16 protein-coding genes are annotated in these 16,854 nt (G+C 59.9%); 8 read left to right on the forward strand and 8 right to left on the reverse strand.

Annotation, left to right across the window (positions count from 1 at the left end; all coding sequences use genetic code 11):
* Window positions 1-163 precede the first annotated feature (163 nt).
* Window positions 164-1,075, reverse strand: a complete 912-nt coding sequence (locus B723_RS08265; RefSeq protein ID WP_017336276.1) for a LysR family transcriptional regulator — start codon at window positions 1,073-1,075, stop codon at window positions 164-166.
* A gap of 175 nt (window positions 1,076-1,250) precedes the next feature.
* On the opposite strand from B723_RS08265, the gene B723_RS08270 reads away from it, so the two are divergent.
* The 8 genes from B723_RS08270 to B723_RS08305 all read left to right on the forward strand — a co-directional run bounded on the left by B723_RS08270 (window position 1,251) and on the right by B723_RS08305 (window position 11,119).
* Window positions 1,251-2,741 carry an L-piperidine-6-carboxylate dehydrogenase gene (locus B723_RS08270; protein ID WP_017336277.1) on the forward strand — a complete coding sequence of 497 codons (1,491 nt, stop codon included), beginning with the start codon at window positions 1,251-1,253 and terminating at the stop codon, window positions 2,739-2,741.
* A 119-nt stretch (window positions 2,742-2,860) separates the two neighbouring features.
* A complete protein-coding gene (locus B723_RS08275; protein ID WP_017336278.1) occupies window positions 2,861-4,144 on the forward strand; it encodes an L-pipecolate oxidase in 1,284 nt (427 codons plus the stop codon).
* Between the two features lie 365 nt (window positions 4,145-4,509).
* A complete protein-coding gene (locus B723_RS08280) occupies window positions 4,510-5,643 on the forward strand; it encodes a branched-chain amino acid ABC transporter substrate-binding protein (RefSeq protein ID WP_017336279.1) in 1,134 nt (377 codons plus the stop codon).
* A gap of 171 nt (window positions 5,644-5,814) precedes the next feature.
* Window positions 5,815-6,729 (forward strand): ABC transporter permease subunit, encoded by a 915-nt coding sequence (locus B723_RS08285; RefSeq protein ID WP_017336280.1) that lies wholly within the window; start codon window positions 5,815-5,817, stop codon window positions 6,727-6,729.
* A 3-nt stretch (window positions 6,730-6,732) separates the two neighbouring features.
* Complete coding sequence (livM, locus tag B723_RS08290; protein ID WP_017336281.1) at window positions 6,733-8,016, forward strand: high-affinity branched-chain amino acid ABC transporter permease LivM; 1,284 nt, start codon at window positions 6,733-6,735, stop codon at window positions 8,014-8,016.
* A complete protein-coding gene (locus tag B723_RS08295) occupies window positions 8,013-8,888 on the forward strand; it encodes an ABC transporter ATP-binding protein (protein ID WP_017336282.1) in 876 nt (291 codons plus the stop codon). Before livM ends, B723_RS08295 begins: the two co-directional genes overlap by 4 nt.
* Complete coding sequence (locus tag B723_RS08300) at window positions 8,885-9,601, forward strand: ABC transporter ATP-binding protein (RefSeq protein WP_017336283.1); 717 nt, start codon at window positions 8,885-8,887, stop codon at window positions 9,599-9,601. Before B723_RS08295 ends, B723_RS08300 begins: the two co-directional genes overlap by 4 nt.
* A gap of 747 nt (window positions 9,602-10,348) precedes the next feature.
* Window positions 10,349-11,119 (forward strand): SDR family oxidoreductase, encoded by a 771-nt coding sequence (locus tag B723_RS08305; RefSeq protein WP_017336284.1) that lies wholly within the window; start codon window positions 10,349-10,351, stop codon window positions 11,117-11,119.
* Window positions 11,120-11,231: 112 nt separating this feature from the next.
* On the opposite strand, the gene B723_RS08310 is transcribed toward B723_RS08305, so the two are convergent.
* The 7 genes from B723_RS08310 to B723_RS08340 all read right to left on the reverse strand — a co-directional run bounded on the left by B723_RS08310 (window position 11,232) and on the right by B723_RS08340 (window position 16,527).
* Window positions 11,232-12,359 (reverse strand): AGE family epimerase/isomerase, encoded by a 1,128-nt coding sequence (locus B723_RS08310; protein WP_031318325.1) that lies wholly within the window; start codon window positions 12,357-12,359, stop codon window positions 11,232-11,234.
* A gap of 197 nt (window positions 12,360-12,556) precedes the next feature.
* The gene (locus tag B723_RS08315) at window positions 12,557-13,129 is read right to left on the reverse strand and encodes a HupE/UreJ family protein (RefSeq protein WP_017336286.1); all 573 of its coding nucleotides are present in this window, start codon (window positions 13,127-13,129) and stop codon (window positions 12,557-12,559) included.
* Between the two features lie 34 nt (window positions 13,130-13,163).
* Window positions 13,164-13,778, reverse strand: a complete 615-nt coding sequence (gene ureG / locus B723_RS08320) for an urease accessory protein UreG (RefSeq protein ID WP_017336287.1) — start codon at window positions 13,776-13,778, stop codon at window positions 13,164-13,166.
* A gap of 23 nt (window positions 13,779-13,801) precedes the next feature.
* Entirely contained in the window at window positions 13,802-14,476 is a 675-nt protein-coding gene (locus B723_RS08325; protein WP_017336288.1) for an urease accessory protein UreF, read from the reverse strand.
* Window positions 14,473-14,973 (reverse strand): urease accessory protein UreE, encoded by a 501-nt coding sequence (ureE, locus tag B723_RS08330; protein WP_017336289.1) that lies wholly within the window; start codon window positions 14,971-14,973, stop codon window positions 14,473-14,475. The genes B723_RS08325 and ureE overlap by 4 nt, the downstream gene beginning before the upstream one ends.
* A 237-nt stretch (window positions 14,974-15,210) precedes the next feature.
* A complete protein-coding gene (locus B723_RS08335; RefSeq protein WP_017336290.1) occupies window positions 15,211-15,843 on the reverse strand; it encodes a TetR family transcriptional regulator in 633 nt (210 codons plus the stop codon).
* Window positions 15,844-16,014: 171 nt separating this feature from the next.
* Window positions 16,015-16,527 carry a hypothetical protein gene (locus tag B723_RS08340; protein WP_052909683.1) on the reverse strand — a complete coding sequence of 171 codons (513 nt, stop codon included), beginning with the start codon at window positions 16,525-16,527 and terminating at the stop codon, window positions 16,015-16,017.
* Window positions 16,528-16,854 lie beyond the last annotated feature (327 nt).

Below are 16,854 nucleotides of genomic sequence, written 5' to 3' on the forward strand. Positions count from 1 at the left end.
GTGGCGAGGGAGCTTGCTCCCGCTCGGTTGCGCAGCAGCCGCAAAACGGTAAACGCAGCTTTTCAGTTTGAACGTAGCGGCTGTAGGGGGGCGCTTCGCACCCCAGCGGGAGCAAGCTCCCTCGCCACAGTGATGGTGCTTTGCCACAGGTCTTGGTGAAGCCTTAAGTTTGCGGTACTTCCGGGCTATCAATCTGCTCCAGCATCCACTTCACAAAGTCCCGCACCTTGGGCACTTCCGCCGAATGTTCCGGGTACGCCAGGTAATAGGCGTCGGAACTGGGCATCGCGTGCTGCCAGGGTATGACCAGTTTGCCGTCGGCCAACTCCTCTTCCACCAGAAACCGCGGCAACAGCGCCACGCCACAGCCGACCTGCGCGGCGCGGATGCACATGTAGAAGGTCTCGAAGCGCGGCCCGTGGTAGCTGTGTTCGGTGTGGTAACCCTGACTGTCGAACCAGTCGTGCCAAGCCTGCGGACGGGAGGCGTTTTGCAGCAGGACCAGGTCGGTGAGTTGGGTGGGATCAGTGAACGGTGTCGCCGGCAGGCTACCCGGTGCACACACGGGAACAAGCTCTTCGCCGAACAGCTTCAGGCATTCGGTACGGGGGCGTGAGCCCTGGCCGAAATAGAACGCCAGATCGCTGCGACCTTGCAGCAGGTCATCGGCTTCCTGCTCGCTGCACAGGTCCAGGTGGATCGATGGGTGACGCAGGCGCCAGCCTTTCAGGCGGGGCACCAGCCAGCGGGCGCCGAAGGTCGGAGGGGTCGAGACGCGCAGGACTTCGGTTTCCCCGCCGTAGGAACGCAGGTAGTGGGTCGACATCTCGACTTGCGTGAGGATTTTTCGTACCTCAACCAGGTACAAATCACCGGCCGGGGTCATTTGCAGGCGTCGACGCACCCGGCGAAACAACAGGTGTTGCAACAATTCTTCCAGTTGCGCGACCTGTTTGCTGACCGCGCTCTGGGTCAGGTTCAGCTCTTCGGCCGCCCGTGTGAAGCTCAAATGCCGGGTCACGGCCTCGAAACACTGCAATGCGGTGATCGACGGCAGGTAACGTTTATTCAGCATGGGGTTGTCCTTTTTCTTGTTTCTTTCTGACCAGCAATTCGCAGCATGAATAAACGGAATGATATCTCTCTTAAAGGTCGTTTGTTGGGTAACCTCCGGCAAGCTAAAACTACAGGTCTGATCAGTCGTGATTTTCCGGCTGCATGTTTTGTGTTTTTTGCTCGAGGAGTGACCCATGGTTGCCGCATTGCTTGATCGTCTTGGTGTGAATCCGGCCCTGTACCAGAACGGCAAAGTGCCGGTGCATTCGCCAATCGATGGCAGCAAGATCGCCTCTGTGAACTGGGAAGGTGCCGCTGAAGTCGAGCAGCACATCAGTCGCGCAGATCATGCGTTCGAATTGTGGCGCAAGGTCCCGGCCCCGCGCCGTGGCGAACTGGTACGCCAGTTGGGCGACATCCTGCGTGAATACAAGGCCGATCTCGGCGAGCTGGTGTCCTGGGAAGCGGGCAAGATCACTCAGGAAGGCCTGGGTGAAGTTCAGGAAATGATCGACATCTGCGATTTCGCCGTCGGCCTGTCCCGTCAACTGTACGGCTTGACCATCGCTTCCGAGCGCCCGGGCCACCACATGCGTGAAACCTGGCACCCGCTGGGCATCGTGGGCGTGATCAGTGCGTTCAACTTCCCGGTGGCGGTCTGGGCCTGGAACACCACGCTGGCGCTGGTCTGCGGCAACCCGGTGATCTGGAAACCCTCGGAGAAAACCCCGTTGACCGCACTGGCCTGCCAGGCGCTGTTCGACCGCGTACTGAAAAACTTCAGCGACGCACCTCCGCACCTGAGCCAAGTGATCATCGGCGGCCGCGATGCCGGCGAAGCGCTGGTCGATGACCCGCGTGTCGCGCTGATCAGCGCCACCGGCAGCACCCGCATGGGCCGCGAAGTGGCACCGAAAATCGCCGCACGATTCGCCCGCAGCATCCTGGAGCTGGGTGGCAACAACGCCATGATCCTCGGCCCAAGCGCTGATCTGGACATGGCTGTTCGCGCGATCCTGTTCAGCGCCGTCGGCACCGCCGGCCAGCGTTGCACCACGTTGCGTCGCCTGATCGCTCACGAATCGGTGAAAGAAGAAATCGTTACCCGCCTCAAGGCCGCTTACTCGAAAGTGCGCATCGGCAATCCGCTGGAAGGCAACCTGATCGGCCCACTGATCGACAAGCACAGCTTCGACAACATGCAGGACGCGCTGGAGCAAGCCTTGAGCGAAGGCGGTCGGGTCTTCGGCGGCAAGCGTCAGCTGGAAGACAAATACCCGAACGCTTACTACGTCTCGCCGGCCATCGTTGAAATGCCGGAACAGAGCGATGTGGTCTGTCACGAAACCTTCGCGCCGATCCTGTACGTGGTCGGTTACAAGGACTTCGCTGAAGCGCTGCGCCTGAACAACGCCGTTCCACAAGGCCTGTCCTCATGCATCTTCACCACCGACGTGCGTGAAGCCGAGCAGTTCATGTCGGCGGTGGGCAGCGACTGCGGCATCGCCAACGTCAACATCGGCCCGAGCGGTGCGGAAATCGGCGGCGCGTTTGGTGGCGAGAAAGAGACGGGCGGTGGTCGTGAGTCGGGCTCCGATGCATGGCGCGGGTACATGCGCCGCCAGACCAACACCGTGAACTACTCGCTGGAGTTGCCGTTAGCTCAAGGGATTACGTTCGACTGATCGGGCCCCATCGCTGGCAAGCCAGCTCCTGCACGGCCTGTGTCGTGGCGCATAACCTGTAGGAGCTGGCTTGCCAGCGAAGCTTTTTCTGTTTGTTAGGTTTCTGTTGGAGTCTGGCAATGCCGTTACGCGAAGAGTGTCTGTGGGAAAAACTGACGCCGCAAAGGCCTGATAACGCGGCGCTCAAGGGTGAAGTCACGGTCGACGTCTGCGTCATCGGCGCCGGTTTCACCGGTCTGTCGGCGGCGGTGCATCTGCTGGAACAAGGCAAAACGGTGTGTGTGCTGGAAGCCCATCGTGCCGGTCATGGCGGTTCGGGGCGCAACGTCGGGCTGGTCAATGCCGGCATGTGGATTCCGCCGGACGACATCGAAGCCGGGTTTGGCGAAGCGGTGGGCAGTCAGCTCAATCGCATGCTGGGGGCGGCACCTTCGTTGGTGTTCAGCCTTGTGGACAAGTACAACATCGATTGCCAGTTACGCCGCGAAGGCACGCTGCACATGGCGCATAACGCTCGTGGTGAAGCGGACTTGCGCAGTCGTGAAGAACAATGGAAACGTCGCGGCGCACCGGTCGAACTGCTGACCGGTCAAGCCTGCGAACAGGCAACCGGCACCCAAAAAATCGCCGCCGCACTGCTGGATCGGCGTGCTGGCACGATCAACCCGATGGCTTACACCACGGGGCTGGCCAAAGCGGCCATCGGCCTCGGCGGTCAGCTGTTCGATCATTCCCCCGTGACCCGGCTCGAACGTCAGGGCCAGAAGTGGTCAGTACAGACCGCGCAGGGTTCGGTGCTTGCCGAGCAGGTTGTCATCGCGTCCAACGCTTATACCGAAGGCGACTGGACAGAGCTTCGGCGCAATTTCTTCCCCGGTTATTACTATCAGGTGGCATCGGTGCCACTCACTGAAGAAGCCGCCCGGCAAATCCTGCCCGGTGGCCAGGGTTCCTGGGACACCCGTCAGGTGCTCAGCAGCATTCGCCGCGATAAAGACGGTCGGCTGTTGCTCGGCAGCCTGGGTAATGGCAATCAGAAGCCGACCTGGTTCCTCAAGGCCTGGGCCGATCGCGTTCAGCAGCACTATTTCCCCTACCTCAAACCGGTGGAATGGGAGTGCACCTGGACCGGTTGCATCGCCTTCACCCCCGATCATTTGATGCGCCTGTTCGAGCCAGCGCCCGGTTTAGTGGCAGTCACTGGCTATAACGGTCGGGGCGTGACCACTGGCACTGTAGTCGGCAAAGCCTTTGCCGATTATTTGTGCAACGGAAATCCGCAGGCGTTGCCGATCCCCTTCGCTCCGATGCAACCACTGGCCGGGGCTGGCCTGCGTAGCTGTCTGTATGAAGCGGGATTTTCGCTGTATCACGCGGGCCAGTGCTTGCGGATCGTGATTTGATTGTTGAAATTTGTTGCGGGGAGCGGCGCTTTTCGGCGCAGCGACTAGCCTGTAAAAGGTGCGGGTTGTAGCAGTACCGCACCAGCAGTGTGCACTTCGGTGACGCGCGTTGTTACAGGCTGGTTGCACGTCGTTTGGCGCTGCGGTTGCAATGATGGCGCGCACGGGTTGCGCCTTGATAAATAAATGGTTTCACCTTCAGCGGTTTAGACGGTTGCACGTCCAATGAAAATGGGCTCGAAACAGTCGATATAACAATAAAGCAGCGACTTTTTTCAGAATAAAAAACCGATGGCACGGCCCTTGCTCTGAGCATTCAGTGAAGTTGCAGTGCCAATTAAAAAAAAACCTTGGAGCACCACCTCATGTCCCAGACGTTTTACAAGAAAGGCTTTCTGGCCCTCGCAGTGGCAACTGCGCTGGGTGTTTCTGCGTTTGCACAGGCTGACGTAAAAATCGGTGTGGCGGGTCCAATGACGGGCGCCAACGCGGCATTTGGCGAGCAGTACATGAAGGGTGCACAGGCCGCAGCCGATGCCATCAACGCATCGGGCGGCGTTAACGGGGAAAAAATCGTACTGGTCAAGGGCGATGACGCCTGCGAACCGAAACAGGCTGTGACGGTCGCCAAGGACCTGACCAACCAGAAAGTGGCAGGCGTGGTCGGTCACTTCTGCTCCTCGTCGACCATTCCGGCCTCCGAGATCTACGACGAAGCAGGCATCATCGCAATCACTCCGGGCTCCACCAACCCACAGGTGACCGAGCGCGGCCTGAGCGCCATGTTCCGTATGTGCGGCCGTGACGACCAGCAGGGTATCGTGGCCGGCGACTACATCGTCGACGTGCTCAAGGGCAAGAAAGTCGTGGTTCTGCACGACAAGGACACCTACGGTCAAGGTCTGGCGGATGCCACCAAGGCCCAACTGGCCAAGCGCGGCGTGACCCCGGTGCTGTACGAAGGTCTGACCCGTGGCGAGAAAGACTTCAGCGCCGTGGTGACCAAGATCCGTGCAGCCGGTGCCGATGTCGTCTATTTCGGCGGCCTGCACCCGGAAGCCGGTCCACTGGTTCGTCAACTGCGTGAGCAAGGCCTCAAGGACGTCAAATTCATGTCCGATGATGGCATCGTGACTGATGAACTCGTGACCACCGCCGGTGGCCCGCAGAACGTTGATGGCGTGTACATGACCTTCGGCGCCGACCCACGCCTGCTGCCAGACAGCAAGACCGTGGTAGACACCTTCCGCAAGGCCGGTACCGAGCCTGAAGGCTACACCCTGTACGCCTACGCTTCGGTTCAAACCCTGGCGGCTGCTTTCAACGGCGCCAAGTCCAACAATGGCGAAAAAGCGGCCGAGTGGCTGAAGAAAAACCCGGTTAAAACCGTGATGGGCGAGAAGACCTGGGACGCCAAGGGCGACCTGAAAGTCTCCGACTACGTGGTTTATCAGTGGGACAAGGATGGCAAATACCACCAACTGGAAAAACAGAAGTGATATGAGCTGCTGAATTGCCCGGTGCCTTGTGCACCGGGCAGTCAACCAACATGTCCGTGCAGTACCTGTCTTTTCTCGTAGAGCTGCACACAACCGTGTTGCGCGGGTGGCTGAACCCCGGTCCGTCGCACCCGGCTTCTGTGCAGTCTCTCAAATGCGTGAGATTGCGTTATGGATGGTATTTTCCTGCAGCAACTGGTCAACGGCCTGACCCTCGGGTCGGTCTATGGCCTGATCGCCATCGGCTACACAATGGTCTATGGCATCATCGGCATGATCAACTTCGCCCATGGTGAGGTTTACATGATCTCCGCTTACCTCGCGGCGATCAGTCTGGCTCTGCTGGCATACTTCGGTATTGAATCCTTCCCTCTGCTGATGCTTGGCACACTGGTCTTCACCATCATCGTCACGGCGGTTTATGGCTGGGTCATCGAGCGTGTCGCCTACAAACCCCTGCGTAACTCAACCCGACTGGCACCGCTGATCAGCGCCATCGGTATTTCCCTGATCCTGCAAAACTATGCACAGATCGCCCAGGGCGCCCGCCAACAAGGCGTACCTACCTTGCTGACCGGTGCATGGCGAGTGGAAGTCGGAAGCGGCTTCGTCCAGCTCACCTACACCAAGATCTTCATTCTGATCGCCGCATTCGCCGGCATGGCCCTGCTGACCTACGTCATCAAGTACACCAAGCTCGGCCGCATGTGCCGCGCCACCCAGCAAGACCGCAAGATGGCCTCGATCCTGGGGATCAACACCGATCGCGTGATTTCCTACGTGTTCATCATCGGTGCCGCAATGGCGGCCCTGGCCGGTGTGCTGATCACCATGAACTACGGCACGTTCGACTTCTACGCAGGCTTCGTTATCGGTATCAAGGCGTTCACCGCTGCGGTACTTGGCGGAATCGGCTCGCTGCCTGGCGCGATGCTTGGCGGGATCATCCTCGGCATTTCCGAGTCGCTGTTCTCGGGTCTGGTCAACTCGGACTACAAAGACGTTTTCAGCTTCTCGCTGCTCGTTCTCGTTCTGGTCTTTCGGCCCCAAGGCCTGCTCGGCCGTCCTCTTGTGTCGAAGGTGTAAGCGATGTCTTCAACCACTAAAAAAACCATTGATCTCAAAAGAAGCCTGGTTGACGCGATTCTTGCCGGTCTGGTCGCCCTCATTGTGTTCGGCCCGATTGTTGGCGTAGTCCTCGACGGCTACGGCTTCAATCTGGAAACGACCCGAGTGGCGTGGATTGTCGCCATCGTCATGGCCGGCCGCTTTGCCCTGAGCCTGTTCCTGCAAACGCCCAAAGGCCTGAGAATTCTCGAAGGTTTTGAAAGCACAGGCTCCGGGGTACATGTACTGCCGCCTGACTACAAGACCCGGTTGCGCTGGATCATTCCAGTGGTGATCGTCGTCGCCGTGGTGTTCCCGTTTTTCTCCAACTCCTACCTGCTGGGCGTGGTCATCCTCGGGCTGATCTACGTGCTGCTGGGGCTTGGCTTGAACATCGTGGTCGGCCTGGCCGGCCTGCTCGACCTCGGCTACGTGGCGTTCTACGCCATCGGGGCCTATGGCCTGGCACTCGGCTATCAATACCTGGGGCTGGGCTTCTGGACGGTGCTGCCACTGGCAGCGATCACCGCCGGCCTTGCCGGTTGCATCCTCGGCTTCCCGGTATTGCGCCTGCACGGTGACTACCTGGCGATCGTGACCCTGGGCTTCGGTGAAATCATTCGCTTGGTCCTCAACAACTGGCTGAGCCTGACGGGGGGCCCAAATGGCATGGCGGCGCCGCTGCCAACCTTCTTCGGCCTGGAGTTCGGCAAAAGGGCAAAGGACGGTGGCGTTCCGTTCCATGAGTTTTTCGGTATCGCCTACAACCCGGACGTGAAGTATTACTTCATTTACGCGGTGTTGTTCCTCGTGGTACTGGCCGTGCTGTACGTCAAGCACCGTCTGACCCGTATGCCGGTCGGTCGCGCCTGGGAGGCCTTGCGTGAAGATGAAATCGCCTGCCGCTCCATGGGTCTGAACCACGTGCTGGTCAAGCTTTCGGCGTTCACCATCGGTGCGTCGACGGCGGGTCTGGCGGGTGTGTTCTTCGCCACCTACCAAGGCTTCGTCAACCCGACCTCGTTCACCTTCTTCGAGTCGGCACTGATCCTCGCCATCGTGGTACTCGGTGGTATGGGCTCGACCATTGGCGTCGTCATCGCAGCCTTCGTGCTGACCGTGGCCCCGGAACTGCTGCGTGGCTTCGCGGAATACCGCGTGCTGCTGTTCGGCATCCTGATGGTGTTGATGATGATCTGGCGACCGCGCGGCCTGATTCGGATCAGCCGTACCGGTGTGACCCCGCGTAAAGGAGTAGCGCCATGAGCGAAGTCGTACTCTCGGTCGAGAAACTGATGATGCACTTCGGCGGCATCAAGGCGTTGAACGATGTCAGCCTGAAGGTCCACCGCAACTCGATCTTCGCATTGATCGGCCCCAACGGCGCCGGCAAAACCACGGTGTTCAACTGCCTGACCGGTTTCTACAAGGCCTCCGGTGGCAAGATCGAACTCAGCGTGCGGGGCGAGCAGACCAACGTCATCCAGTTGCTGGGCGAATCGTTCAAACCGGCGGATTTCGTTTCGCCAAAATCCTTTCTCAGTCGGCTGTATTACAAGATGTTCGGCGGTACCCACCTGGTGAACCGTGCCGGGCTGGCGCGGACCTTCCAGAACATTCGCCTGTTCAAGGAAATGTCGGTGCTGGAAAACCTGCTGGTTGCCCAGCACATGTGGGTCAACCGCAGCATGCTCGCCGGTATCCTCAACACGAAGGGCTACCAAAAGGCTGAAAGCGATGCGCTGGACCACGCCTTCTACTGGCTGGAAGTGGTGGACCTGGTGGACTGCGCCAACCGTCTGGCCGGTGAACTGTCCTACGGCCAGCAACGCCGTCTGGAAATCGCCCGGGCCATGTGCACCCGGCCGCAGATCATCTGCCTCGACGAACCGGCCGCCGGCCTCAACCCTCAGGAAACCGAAGCGCTGAGCGCGATGATCCGGCTGCTGCGCGACGAGCATGATCTGACCGTGGTGCTGATCGAACACGACATGGGCATGGTTATGAGCATTTCCGACCACATCGTGGTGCTGGACCACGGCATCGTCATTGCCGAGGGCGGGCCTGATGCGATACGCAACGATCCGAAAGTGATTGCGGCCTACCTGGGTGCCGATGAAGAGGAAGTGGCGCTATGAGTCAACCTATCCTCGAACTGAAGGATCTGGACGTGTTTTACGGGCCAATCCAGGCCCTGAAAAAAGTCTCGCTGCACATCAACGAAGGGGAAACCGTCAGTCTGATCGGCTCCAACGGTGCCGGGAAGTCGACCCTGCTGATGTCGATCTTCGGCCAACCGCGGGCGGCTGACGGGCAGATCATCTATCAAGGGGTGGACATCACCCACAAGTCGTCGCACTACATCGCGTCCCACGGTATCGCGCAATCGCCGGAAGGACGGCGGGTGTTCCCCGACATGACTGTCGAGGAAAACCTGCTGATGGGCACCATCCCGATCGGTGACAAGTACGCCAAGGAAGACATGCAACGCATGTTCGAGCTGTTTCCGCGGCTCGAAGAGCGACGCACCCAGCGCGCCATGACCATGTCCGGTGGTGAACAGCAAATGCTCGCCATCGCCCGTGCGCTGATGAGTCGGCCCAAACTGTTGTTGCTTGACGAGCCGAGCCTGGGTCTGGCACCGATCGTGGTGAAACAGATCTTTGCCACGCTGCGGGAACTGGCCAAGACCGGAATGACCATCTTCCTGGTCGAGCAGAATGCCAACCACGCGCTCAAGCTGTCGGACCGGGCGTATGTCATGGTCAACGGCGAGATCCGAATCACGGGCACCGGCAAGGAGTTGCTGGTTAACGAGGAAGTGCGTAACGCCTATCTCGGCGGCCACTGATTTCGCTGTTGTAACACCAAGCCCCGGCGCGCAATCGCCGGGGCTTTTTTACATTTTCAATACTCCCGCAGGTGTCCGCGGTGTGCTTTCTGGAAATTGTGGAAAACAAATTCATCAAGCTCTCAAAGCGCGACATAAAGCCGCTGCAAATAGTTGTTTTGTCACGCTTTTGACTTGTCCCCGTTTGCTGTGGAGCTGGCTGTGAATAACGTGGGAGTAGCTGGCTGAGGGCCTTTGGATACGTGGCTTGCAGCGATGTGGTTGTTTTTTGATCAGGTGTTTTTACGCGACTGGGGCTCGGCTTTGTCAACCTTTTTATTGGCTGGGAAATCAGTCCGGAACGGAGGGGTGATGCCTGTGGATAAGTCTGTGGTTAAACTCTGGAAAGAGTCGGCTGAGGGCCGTAGTTACTGGCTCGGCGCCATCGCTGGTTTACCGGGTCGATCGTGCAAAATGCCACGGGCTACACAGTGAGCGCTTCAGGGTCAAGCAAAAAACTTTGTAATTTGCCCGCAAAGCCTTGTGCACAGCGGCTTTCAGCTTTTTCACTTGCCCCCGGAAACTGTGGACCGGCCTGTGGATAACGTGCGCGTACATGGCTGCAGGCCACGGGGGATAAGGCGCCGCTGACATTGATCGTTTTTCATACAGCTTTTGTGGTGGTTGCCGCTGTCGGCAAGGCCGGGCATGCTGCCAGCTGATTTTCTATTCCAATGGCTGCCCGTCGGCCGAAGCAAGGAGAACACGATGTCCAACACCCTGTTTATTACCGGCGCGACTTCCGGTTTTGGTGAAGCCTGTGCCCGTCGTTTTGCCGAGGCTGGCTGGAAACTGGTGCTGACAGGTCGTCGTGAAGAACGCCTCAATGCCCTGTGCGCCGAGTTGTCGAAGCAGACCGAGGTCCATGGCCTGGTGCTCGACGTGCGTGATCGCAAGGCCATGGAGGAGGCGATTGCCAACCTGCCGCCTTCCTTCGCCAAGCTGCGCGGGCTGATCAATAACGCCGGCCTGGCGCTCGGCGTGGACCCGGCGCCGAAGTGCAACCTTGATGATTGGGACACGATGGTCGACACCAACATCAAGGGCCTGATGTACAGCACTCGCCTGCTGCTGCCACGCCTGATCGCCCACGGCCGTGGCGCCAGCATCGTCAACCTCGGTTCCATCGCCGGCAACTACCCGTATCCAGGCAGCCACGTGTATGGCGCGAGCAAGGCGTTCGTCAAACAGTTCTCGCTGAACCTGCGCTGTGACCTGCAGGGCACGGGCGTGCGAGTCAGCAACATTGAACCGGGCCTGTGCGAGAGCGAATTCTCGCTGGTGCGTTTTGCCGGTGATCAGGAACGCTATAACGCGACCTACGCCGGTGCGGAGCCAATCCAGCCACAAGACATCGCCGAGACCATTTTCTGGGTGCTCAATGCGCCGGCACACATCAACATCAACAGCCTTGAGCTGATGCCGGTGAGCCAGACGTGGAGCGGGTTTGCGATTGAGCGTAACGGAGCCAAGGCGTAATTATGGCGAGGGAGCTTGCTCCCGTTGGACTGCACAGCAGTCCCTTTCTTTTCAGGGGTAAGCGGGGCCGCTTCGCGGCCCAGCGGGAGCAAGCTCCCTCGCCACAGAGGATTTAGCCGAGATAATCGGCCAATCCGCGATAGCAGGTCGCCAAGTGATAAGGCGTGGTCGAAGGCATGTCCTGGCGGCTCACTTCACCGTTTTCATTGCGACACTCATACCAGCCCTCCGAATGCAGGGAGCGCTGTTGCAGTGCCTGCAATTGGCGCAATACCGATGCCTTGCTGTGTGGACGCAAGGTCAGCGCACGCAGGTATTCAGCCTGGGCCCAGATGCGTTGGGTGCCATCCTTCGATTGCCCATCGAGCGTGAGCATTGCCCGCACCGCCCCACTCGATTGATCGACACCCAACTGCTCTGTGTACGCAAAGGCGCGTTCCAGGGAGGCGTGCAGTTTGGAGCCGCGCAACAACGGTGAAGACTCCAGCAGGAAATACCACTCGAACTGATGCCCCGGTTCAAACCAGTTATCCACAGCACCCAGCGGTTTTTCCATCAGCACACCGTGCTGCGAATCGATAAAGCGCTTCTGCATGGCTGTGCATAACTCGACGAGCGCGCGCTGCACTGCGAGGTCTTCACGCACCGACAGTGTGGCGAGGAAGGCTTCGGCCAGGTGCATCAGCGGGTTTTGCAGCGGCCCGGTATTCAGCGACGACCAGTCACGTTCAAGGCAAGCTTCGTACAGGCCGTCGCCCGTGGCGAAACGCTGCGCAACCACTTCCAGCACGGCGTTGAGCACTGACTCCACCAGCGGTTCGCGAACCTTGTCCCAGTAATGGGCGCAGGCGAAGAGAATGAAGGCGTGGGTGTAGAGATCCTTGCGCTGGTCCAGCGGCGCGCCTTGCGGATCGATGCTGTAGAACCAGCCACCGTGTTCGGCGTCATGGAAATGTTGCTGCAACGAGCGGAACAGCGCCGCGGCACGCTCTTCGGCGCCGGGTATCTGGCCGATCAGGCTGGAAAACAGATACAACTGCCGCGCGCAGGCCATGGCCCGGTAGCGTTGAGGTGGCAAGGGCAGATGTCCGGCGTCCAGCGCCTCGTAGGGCAGGGCCAGTTCGGCGTTCCAGCCCGGGCCTTGCCAGAGGGGCACGATCACGTCCTGGAAATGCTGATGCACTGAGGAGAACAGAGCGATCAAGTCAGGCTGGGAGGCGGAGCGGGGAGAATGAGGCATTGGCTGGCGTCGTCACGGCAGGGTCGATTGCGCGCCATGTTAACAGGCCTGAGAGTTGCGGTGTCTGTCAGGCCGCCTTCGCGGGCAAGCCCGCATTGGTTCTGCGCACACGCATCTCAAGCCCGCTCCCGACATTGGTTCTGTGTACACGTGTGTGCGGGCTTGCCCGCGAGGGGGCCATCACTGACGGTAGAAAATCAACCCGCCAACAACCACACTCCAGCCGCCGCCGAAACCGCGCCCGCCAGCCGAACCAACGGCGCCGCCGCCTGCGGCAACACACGAACCACCGCATAACCCGCCGCGTGCAAGGCTGCCGTCGCCACTACAAACCCTGCGGCATACGCCCACGGGCTCGACATTTCCGGCAATTCCAGCCCATGCGCCACGCCATGGAACAGCGCAAACAGCGCCGTCGCACCCACCGCCATGCCCAATGGCGGACGCACCGCCAGTGCCACCGCCAGGCCCAGCGCCAGCACCGATGCGGCGATCCCGCTTTCCAGCGCCGGCAGGTTGAGCCCTTCAAAACCCAGCAGTCCGCCGATCAACAGGGTGCCGACAAACGTGCACGGCAGCGCCCAGCGTGCGGCGCCTTTCTGCTGCGCCGCCCACAACCCGACCGCAACCATCGCCAGCAAGTGATCGAGGCCGCCGATCGGATGGCTGATACCGGCGATCAAACCATTGTCGCCGTGCCCGGGGTGGGCAAAGGCGATGGCCGGGGTCAGCAGCAGGGCCATGGCGCCGAGAATGCGTTTAAGAGACATGGATAAGCTTCCTTGTTGATAGGTGTGGTCGTGATCAGGCTGCGGTCAGCAGGCCCTGGCGTTCGATGAACGCGATGATTTCTTCCAGGCCCAGCCCGGTTTTCTGGTTGCTGAAGACAAACGGTTTGCCGTTGCGCATGCGCTGGGTGTCGCTGTCCATCATCTCCAGCGACGCGCCCACCAAGGGGGCGAGGTCGATCTTGTTGATCACCAGCAGGTCGGATTTACAGATCCCCGGCCCACCCTTGCGCGGCAGCTTGTCGCCGGCCGAGACGTCGATCACGTAGATCGTCAGGTCCGACAGTTCCGGGCTGAACGTGGCCGACAGATTGTCGCCACCGGACTCCACCAGAATCAGGTCCAGCCCGGGAAAGCGGCGGTTAAGTTGATCCACGGCTTCGAGGTTGATCGAGGCGTCTTCGCGGATCGCCGTGTGCGGGCAGCCGCCGGTTTCCACGCCGATGATCCGCTCCGGCGCCAGGGCTTCGTTGCGCACCAGAAAGTCAGCGTCTTCGCGGGTGTAGATGTCATTGGTCACGACGGCCAGGTTGTAGCGGTCGCGCAGCGCCAGGCACAGGGCCAGCGTCAAAGCGGTTTTGCCGGAACCGACCGGGCCGCCGATGCCGACGCGCAGAGGTTGTGTGTTCATGTGATTCTCCAAAGTAACAGGCCCTAGGAACGGAACAGACGGCTGTACTGGCGCTCATGGGCCATGCACGCCAGGGACAGGCCGAAAGCGGCGCTGCCGTAGTGTTCGGGGTTGATTCGGGTGGCGTTCTGCTGGGCTTGCTGCAATAGCGGCAGCAATTCGCTGGTCAGGCGTTGCGCGGCTTGCTGCCCCATCGGCAGGGTCTTCATCAGCACTGCCAGCTGGTTTTCCAGCCAGCTCCACAGCCAGGCCGCCAGCGCGTCCTGCGGACTGATGCGCCAGGCGCGCGCGGCCAGTGCCCAGCCGAGGGCCAGGTGTGGTTCGGGACGCTGATCGAGAAAGGCGCGGGCCAGGGTATCGAGTTCCGGCAAGCCGTTGAGCAGTTGCTGCAAGGAATAACCCATCTGCCGGCTTTCCTGATGCAACTCGCGGGTTTCCCGGCTGGCGCGGTGTTCCTCGCAGCGTTGCAGCAATTCGCCCCAGTCTTCTTCGGCGGCGGCCACGCAATGGGCGAGTAGCAGCGGCGCTTCGAAACGCGCGAGGTTCAGCAGCAACTGATCGCTGATCCAGCGTCGGGCGCTGTCGGAATTTTTCACCCGACCGTTATCCACCGCCATTTCCAGGCCTTGGGAATAGCTGTAGCCGCCAATCGGCAATTGCGGACTGGCCAGGCGCAGCAGCGCCCAGGCCGGGTTCATAGGCGTACGCCGAACTGGTGCAGTTTCGGCGGGTAGTTGAAATCCTCGTCGCCATGCCGCGAATGGTGATGGCCACCGCCATAGGCGCCGTGCTCCGGCTGGAACGGCGCCTCGATGTTTTCGACCCTGGCATCAAGTTGCTCGAGCATCGCCTTGAGCACGTAGTCATCGAGCAGACGCAACCAGCCATCGCCGACTTGCAGGGCGACGTGGCGATTGCCGAGGTGATAAGCCGCGCGGGTCAGCTCGAAAGCGTTGGCGCAGGTGACGTGCAGCAGGTGTTCGGGGTGGGCACAGACGCGGACGATGCGACCGTCTTCAGCCTGTAGGCATTCGCCGTCATACAGCGGCGACTGACCGCGCTCCAAAAACAACCCGACGTCTTCACCCTCGGCACTGAAACAGCGCAAGCGGCTTTTGCTCCGGGCTTCGAAGGTCAGGTGCAATTCAGCGGCCCAGACGGGTTGAGGGTCGATTCTGCGGTGAATCACCAGCATCGGAAGGCTTCCAGCAATGGACATTGCTGTGGTTAGAGCAAGGGGCTTGCCAATCGGGGGATGTGTAGGAAATGCCTGTCGGAGCGACGGTTATGTTTCAGATTGTTGTAGTAATTTGGTGCGCGGCATTGTTGGGCGCACCAAATGATGGCGCGCGGTGTGCTCTAGATCAGTCGCGCGTTGCACAACTGGGTAGGGACCGGCTTGCTGGTGTTAGGTGTTGTGATGAAAGCGAGGTTATTCGGTACTGCCGAGTCCCTGCCAATGCTTCAGCCCGATAAAGATAAACCGCAACTGCTGAGTGATTTTTGCCTGCGGCGTCAGATGCTCGGGCAATGCTTCTGCCGGTGGATCAATGATGTCGGGCAAGGTTGCGAACACGCTTTTAACAATCAGGTCGGCCATGACACTCAGGCCGGCGATGTCCAGGTGTTGCAGCTTTGGCATCAATGACAAGTCGGCCGCCAGGTCCGAGCTGATGTCTTCGCGCAACCGTCCGATGGCCAGGCGCACCGGCAGCGAACCGCCGTACTGCTCGCGGGCGAGAAACAGGAATTGCGAACGATTGGCCGACACCACGTCGAGAAAGATCCGCACCGAGGCATCGATGATGCCGCCCATCACGAATTCGTTGTGGCGCACCAGGCGGATGGTTTCGCGGAAGGTCTGACCGACTTCGCTCACCAGTACCAGGCCCAGTTCATCCATATCGGAAAAATGCCGGTAGAAACCGGTGGGAACGATGCCGGCGGTTTTCGCCACTTCGCGCAGGCTCAGGCTGCCGAATCCTCGGCCGCATTCCATCAAATGGCGGGCAGCGTCCATCAGGGCGTTGCGGGTTTGTTGTTTCTGTTCGGCGCGGGGCAGCATCGCAAGGGTGTTTTTCTGGACAAGACAGCGACGCACTCTAGCAAATCGGCTTTGCTGGCGTCGAACGACGATCGGGGGACACCTAAAAGAGGGGCAGGTAGAGAAGGGGTGCTTCTATAAAATCAAAAGCCCAATCCGTGGATTGGGCTTTTTTTCAGGGCCGCCATGGGCTCAGCTCAAAGCGCTGTTGCGTTCGATCACGCGGTCACCACCACCTTCAGCGAGGATTTGACCTTGTGGGGTGCGATCGGAACCACCTTCAGCGAGGGTTTGACCTTGTGGAGTGCGTTCGGAACCGCCTTCAGCGAGGGTTTGACCTTGTGGAGTGCGTTCGGAACCGCCTTCGGCGAGGGTTTGACCTTGTGGAGTGCGTTCGGAACCGCCTTCGGCGAGGGTTTGACCTTGTGGAGTGCGTTCGGAACCGCCTTCGGCGAGGGTTTGACCTTGTGGAGTGCGTTCGGAACCGCCTTCGGCGAGGATTTGACCTTGTGGAGTGCGGTCCGAGCCATCTTGAGAGATCAGGCCTTTTTCTTTCAGGCGATCGTTACCGCCTTCGGCGACGGTCTGGCTGAACACCGAGTGGGCGGCTTTCACTTGTGGGGTTGCCTGGTCAGCAGCTGGCAGAGCGAAAGCGGTGCTGGCCAGCAGTGAGAGGGAAAGGCTAAGCAGTAATTGGCGTTTCATGATTGGGTGCTCCGTGGGAGGGCGATAAAGTGGGTACGAGGGCAATGCTACTCTCGATAAGTCGATATAAAAGTTCATAAACGCAATGGTAATAATCAACAGAATTGATTGTTCCCTGGGAAGGCTCTAGAACGGGCCTCTCCGGCGAGGCTTTTTGCACTGGTGTGGGTATTTTCGACCCACTCGTGCCGCGCAAAAGTGCGGGGTCGGTAACGCCGGGTTTGCGAGAGCAGGGTGTCCCCGACCGATTATTTGAACGTTAAGCCCATTTCGGTTAAACCTGCGCGCCGTTTCCCAGTCCTAGATTTCATGGCAGGCCGGTTCTGG

This window comes from Pseudomonas fluorescens NCIMB 11764 (assembly GCF_000293885.2).
In the GTDB taxonomy this organism is placed as follows: Bacteria; Pseudomonadota; Gammaproteobacteria; order Pseudomonadales; family Pseudomonadaceae; genus Aquipseudomonas; species Aquipseudomonas fluorescens_B.

Coding starts and splice junctions, on each gene's coding strand:
- B723_RS08310 (WP_031318325.1), bottom strand. CDS start 12,359: ATGCCTCATTCTCCCCGCTCCGCCTCCCAGCCTGACTTGATCGCTCTG.
- B723_RS08295 (WP_017336282.1), top strand. CDS start 8,013: ATGAGCGAAGTCGTACTCTCGGTCGAGAAACTGATGATGCACTTCGGC.
- B723_RS08285 (WP_017336280.1), top strand. CDS start 5,815: ATGGATGGTATTTTCCTGCAGCAACTGGTCAACGGCCTGACCCTCGGG.
- ureG (WP_017336287.1), bottom strand. CDS start 13,778: ATGAACACACAACCTCTGCGCGTCGGCATCGGCGGCCCGGTCGGTTCC.
- livM (WP_017336281.1), top strand. CDS start 6,733: ATGTCTTCAACCACTAAAAAAACCATTGATCTCAAAAGAAGCCTGGTT.
- B723_RS08315 (WP_017336286.1), bottom strand. CDS start 13,129: ATGTCTCTTAAACGCATTCTCGGCGCCATGGCCCTGCTGCTGACCCCG.
- B723_RS08305 (WP_017336284.1), top strand. CDS start 10,349: ATGTCCAACACCCTGTTTATTACCGGCGCGACTTCCGGTTTTGGTGAA.
- B723_RS08265 (WP_017336276.1), bottom strand. CDS start 1,075: ATGCTGAATAAACGTTACCTGCCGTCGATCACCGCATTGCAGTGTTTC.
- ureE (WP_017336289.1), bottom strand. CDS start 14,973: ATGCTGGTGATTCACCGCAGAATCGACCCTCAACCCGTCTGGGCCGCT.
- B723_RS08340 (WP_052909683.1), bottom strand. CDS start 16,527: ATGAAACGCCAATTACTGCTTAGCCTTTCCCTCTCACTGCTGGCCAGC.
- B723_RS08270 (WP_017336277.1), top strand. CDS start 1,251: ATGGTTGCCGCATTGCTTGATCGTCTTGGTGTGAATCCGGCCCTGTAC.
- B723_RS08280 (WP_017336279.1), top strand. CDS start 4,510: ATGTCCCAGACGTTTTACAAGAAAGGCTTTCTGGCCCTCGCAGTGGCA.
- B723_RS08275 (WP_017336278.1), top strand. CDS start 2,861: ATGCCGTTACGCGAAGAGTGTCTGTGGGAAAAACTGACGCCGCAAAGG.
- B723_RS08300 (WP_017336283.1), top strand. CDS start 8,885: ATGAGTCAACCTATCCTCGAACTGAAGGATCTGGACGTGTTTTACGGG.
- B723_RS08325 (WP_017336288.1), bottom strand. CDS start 14,476: ATGAACCCGGCCTGGGCGCTGCTGCGCCTGGCCAGTCCGCAATTGCCG.
- B723_RS08335 (WP_017336290.1), bottom strand. CDS start 15,843: ATGCTGCCCCGCGCCGAACAGAAACAACAAACCCGCAACGCCCTGATG.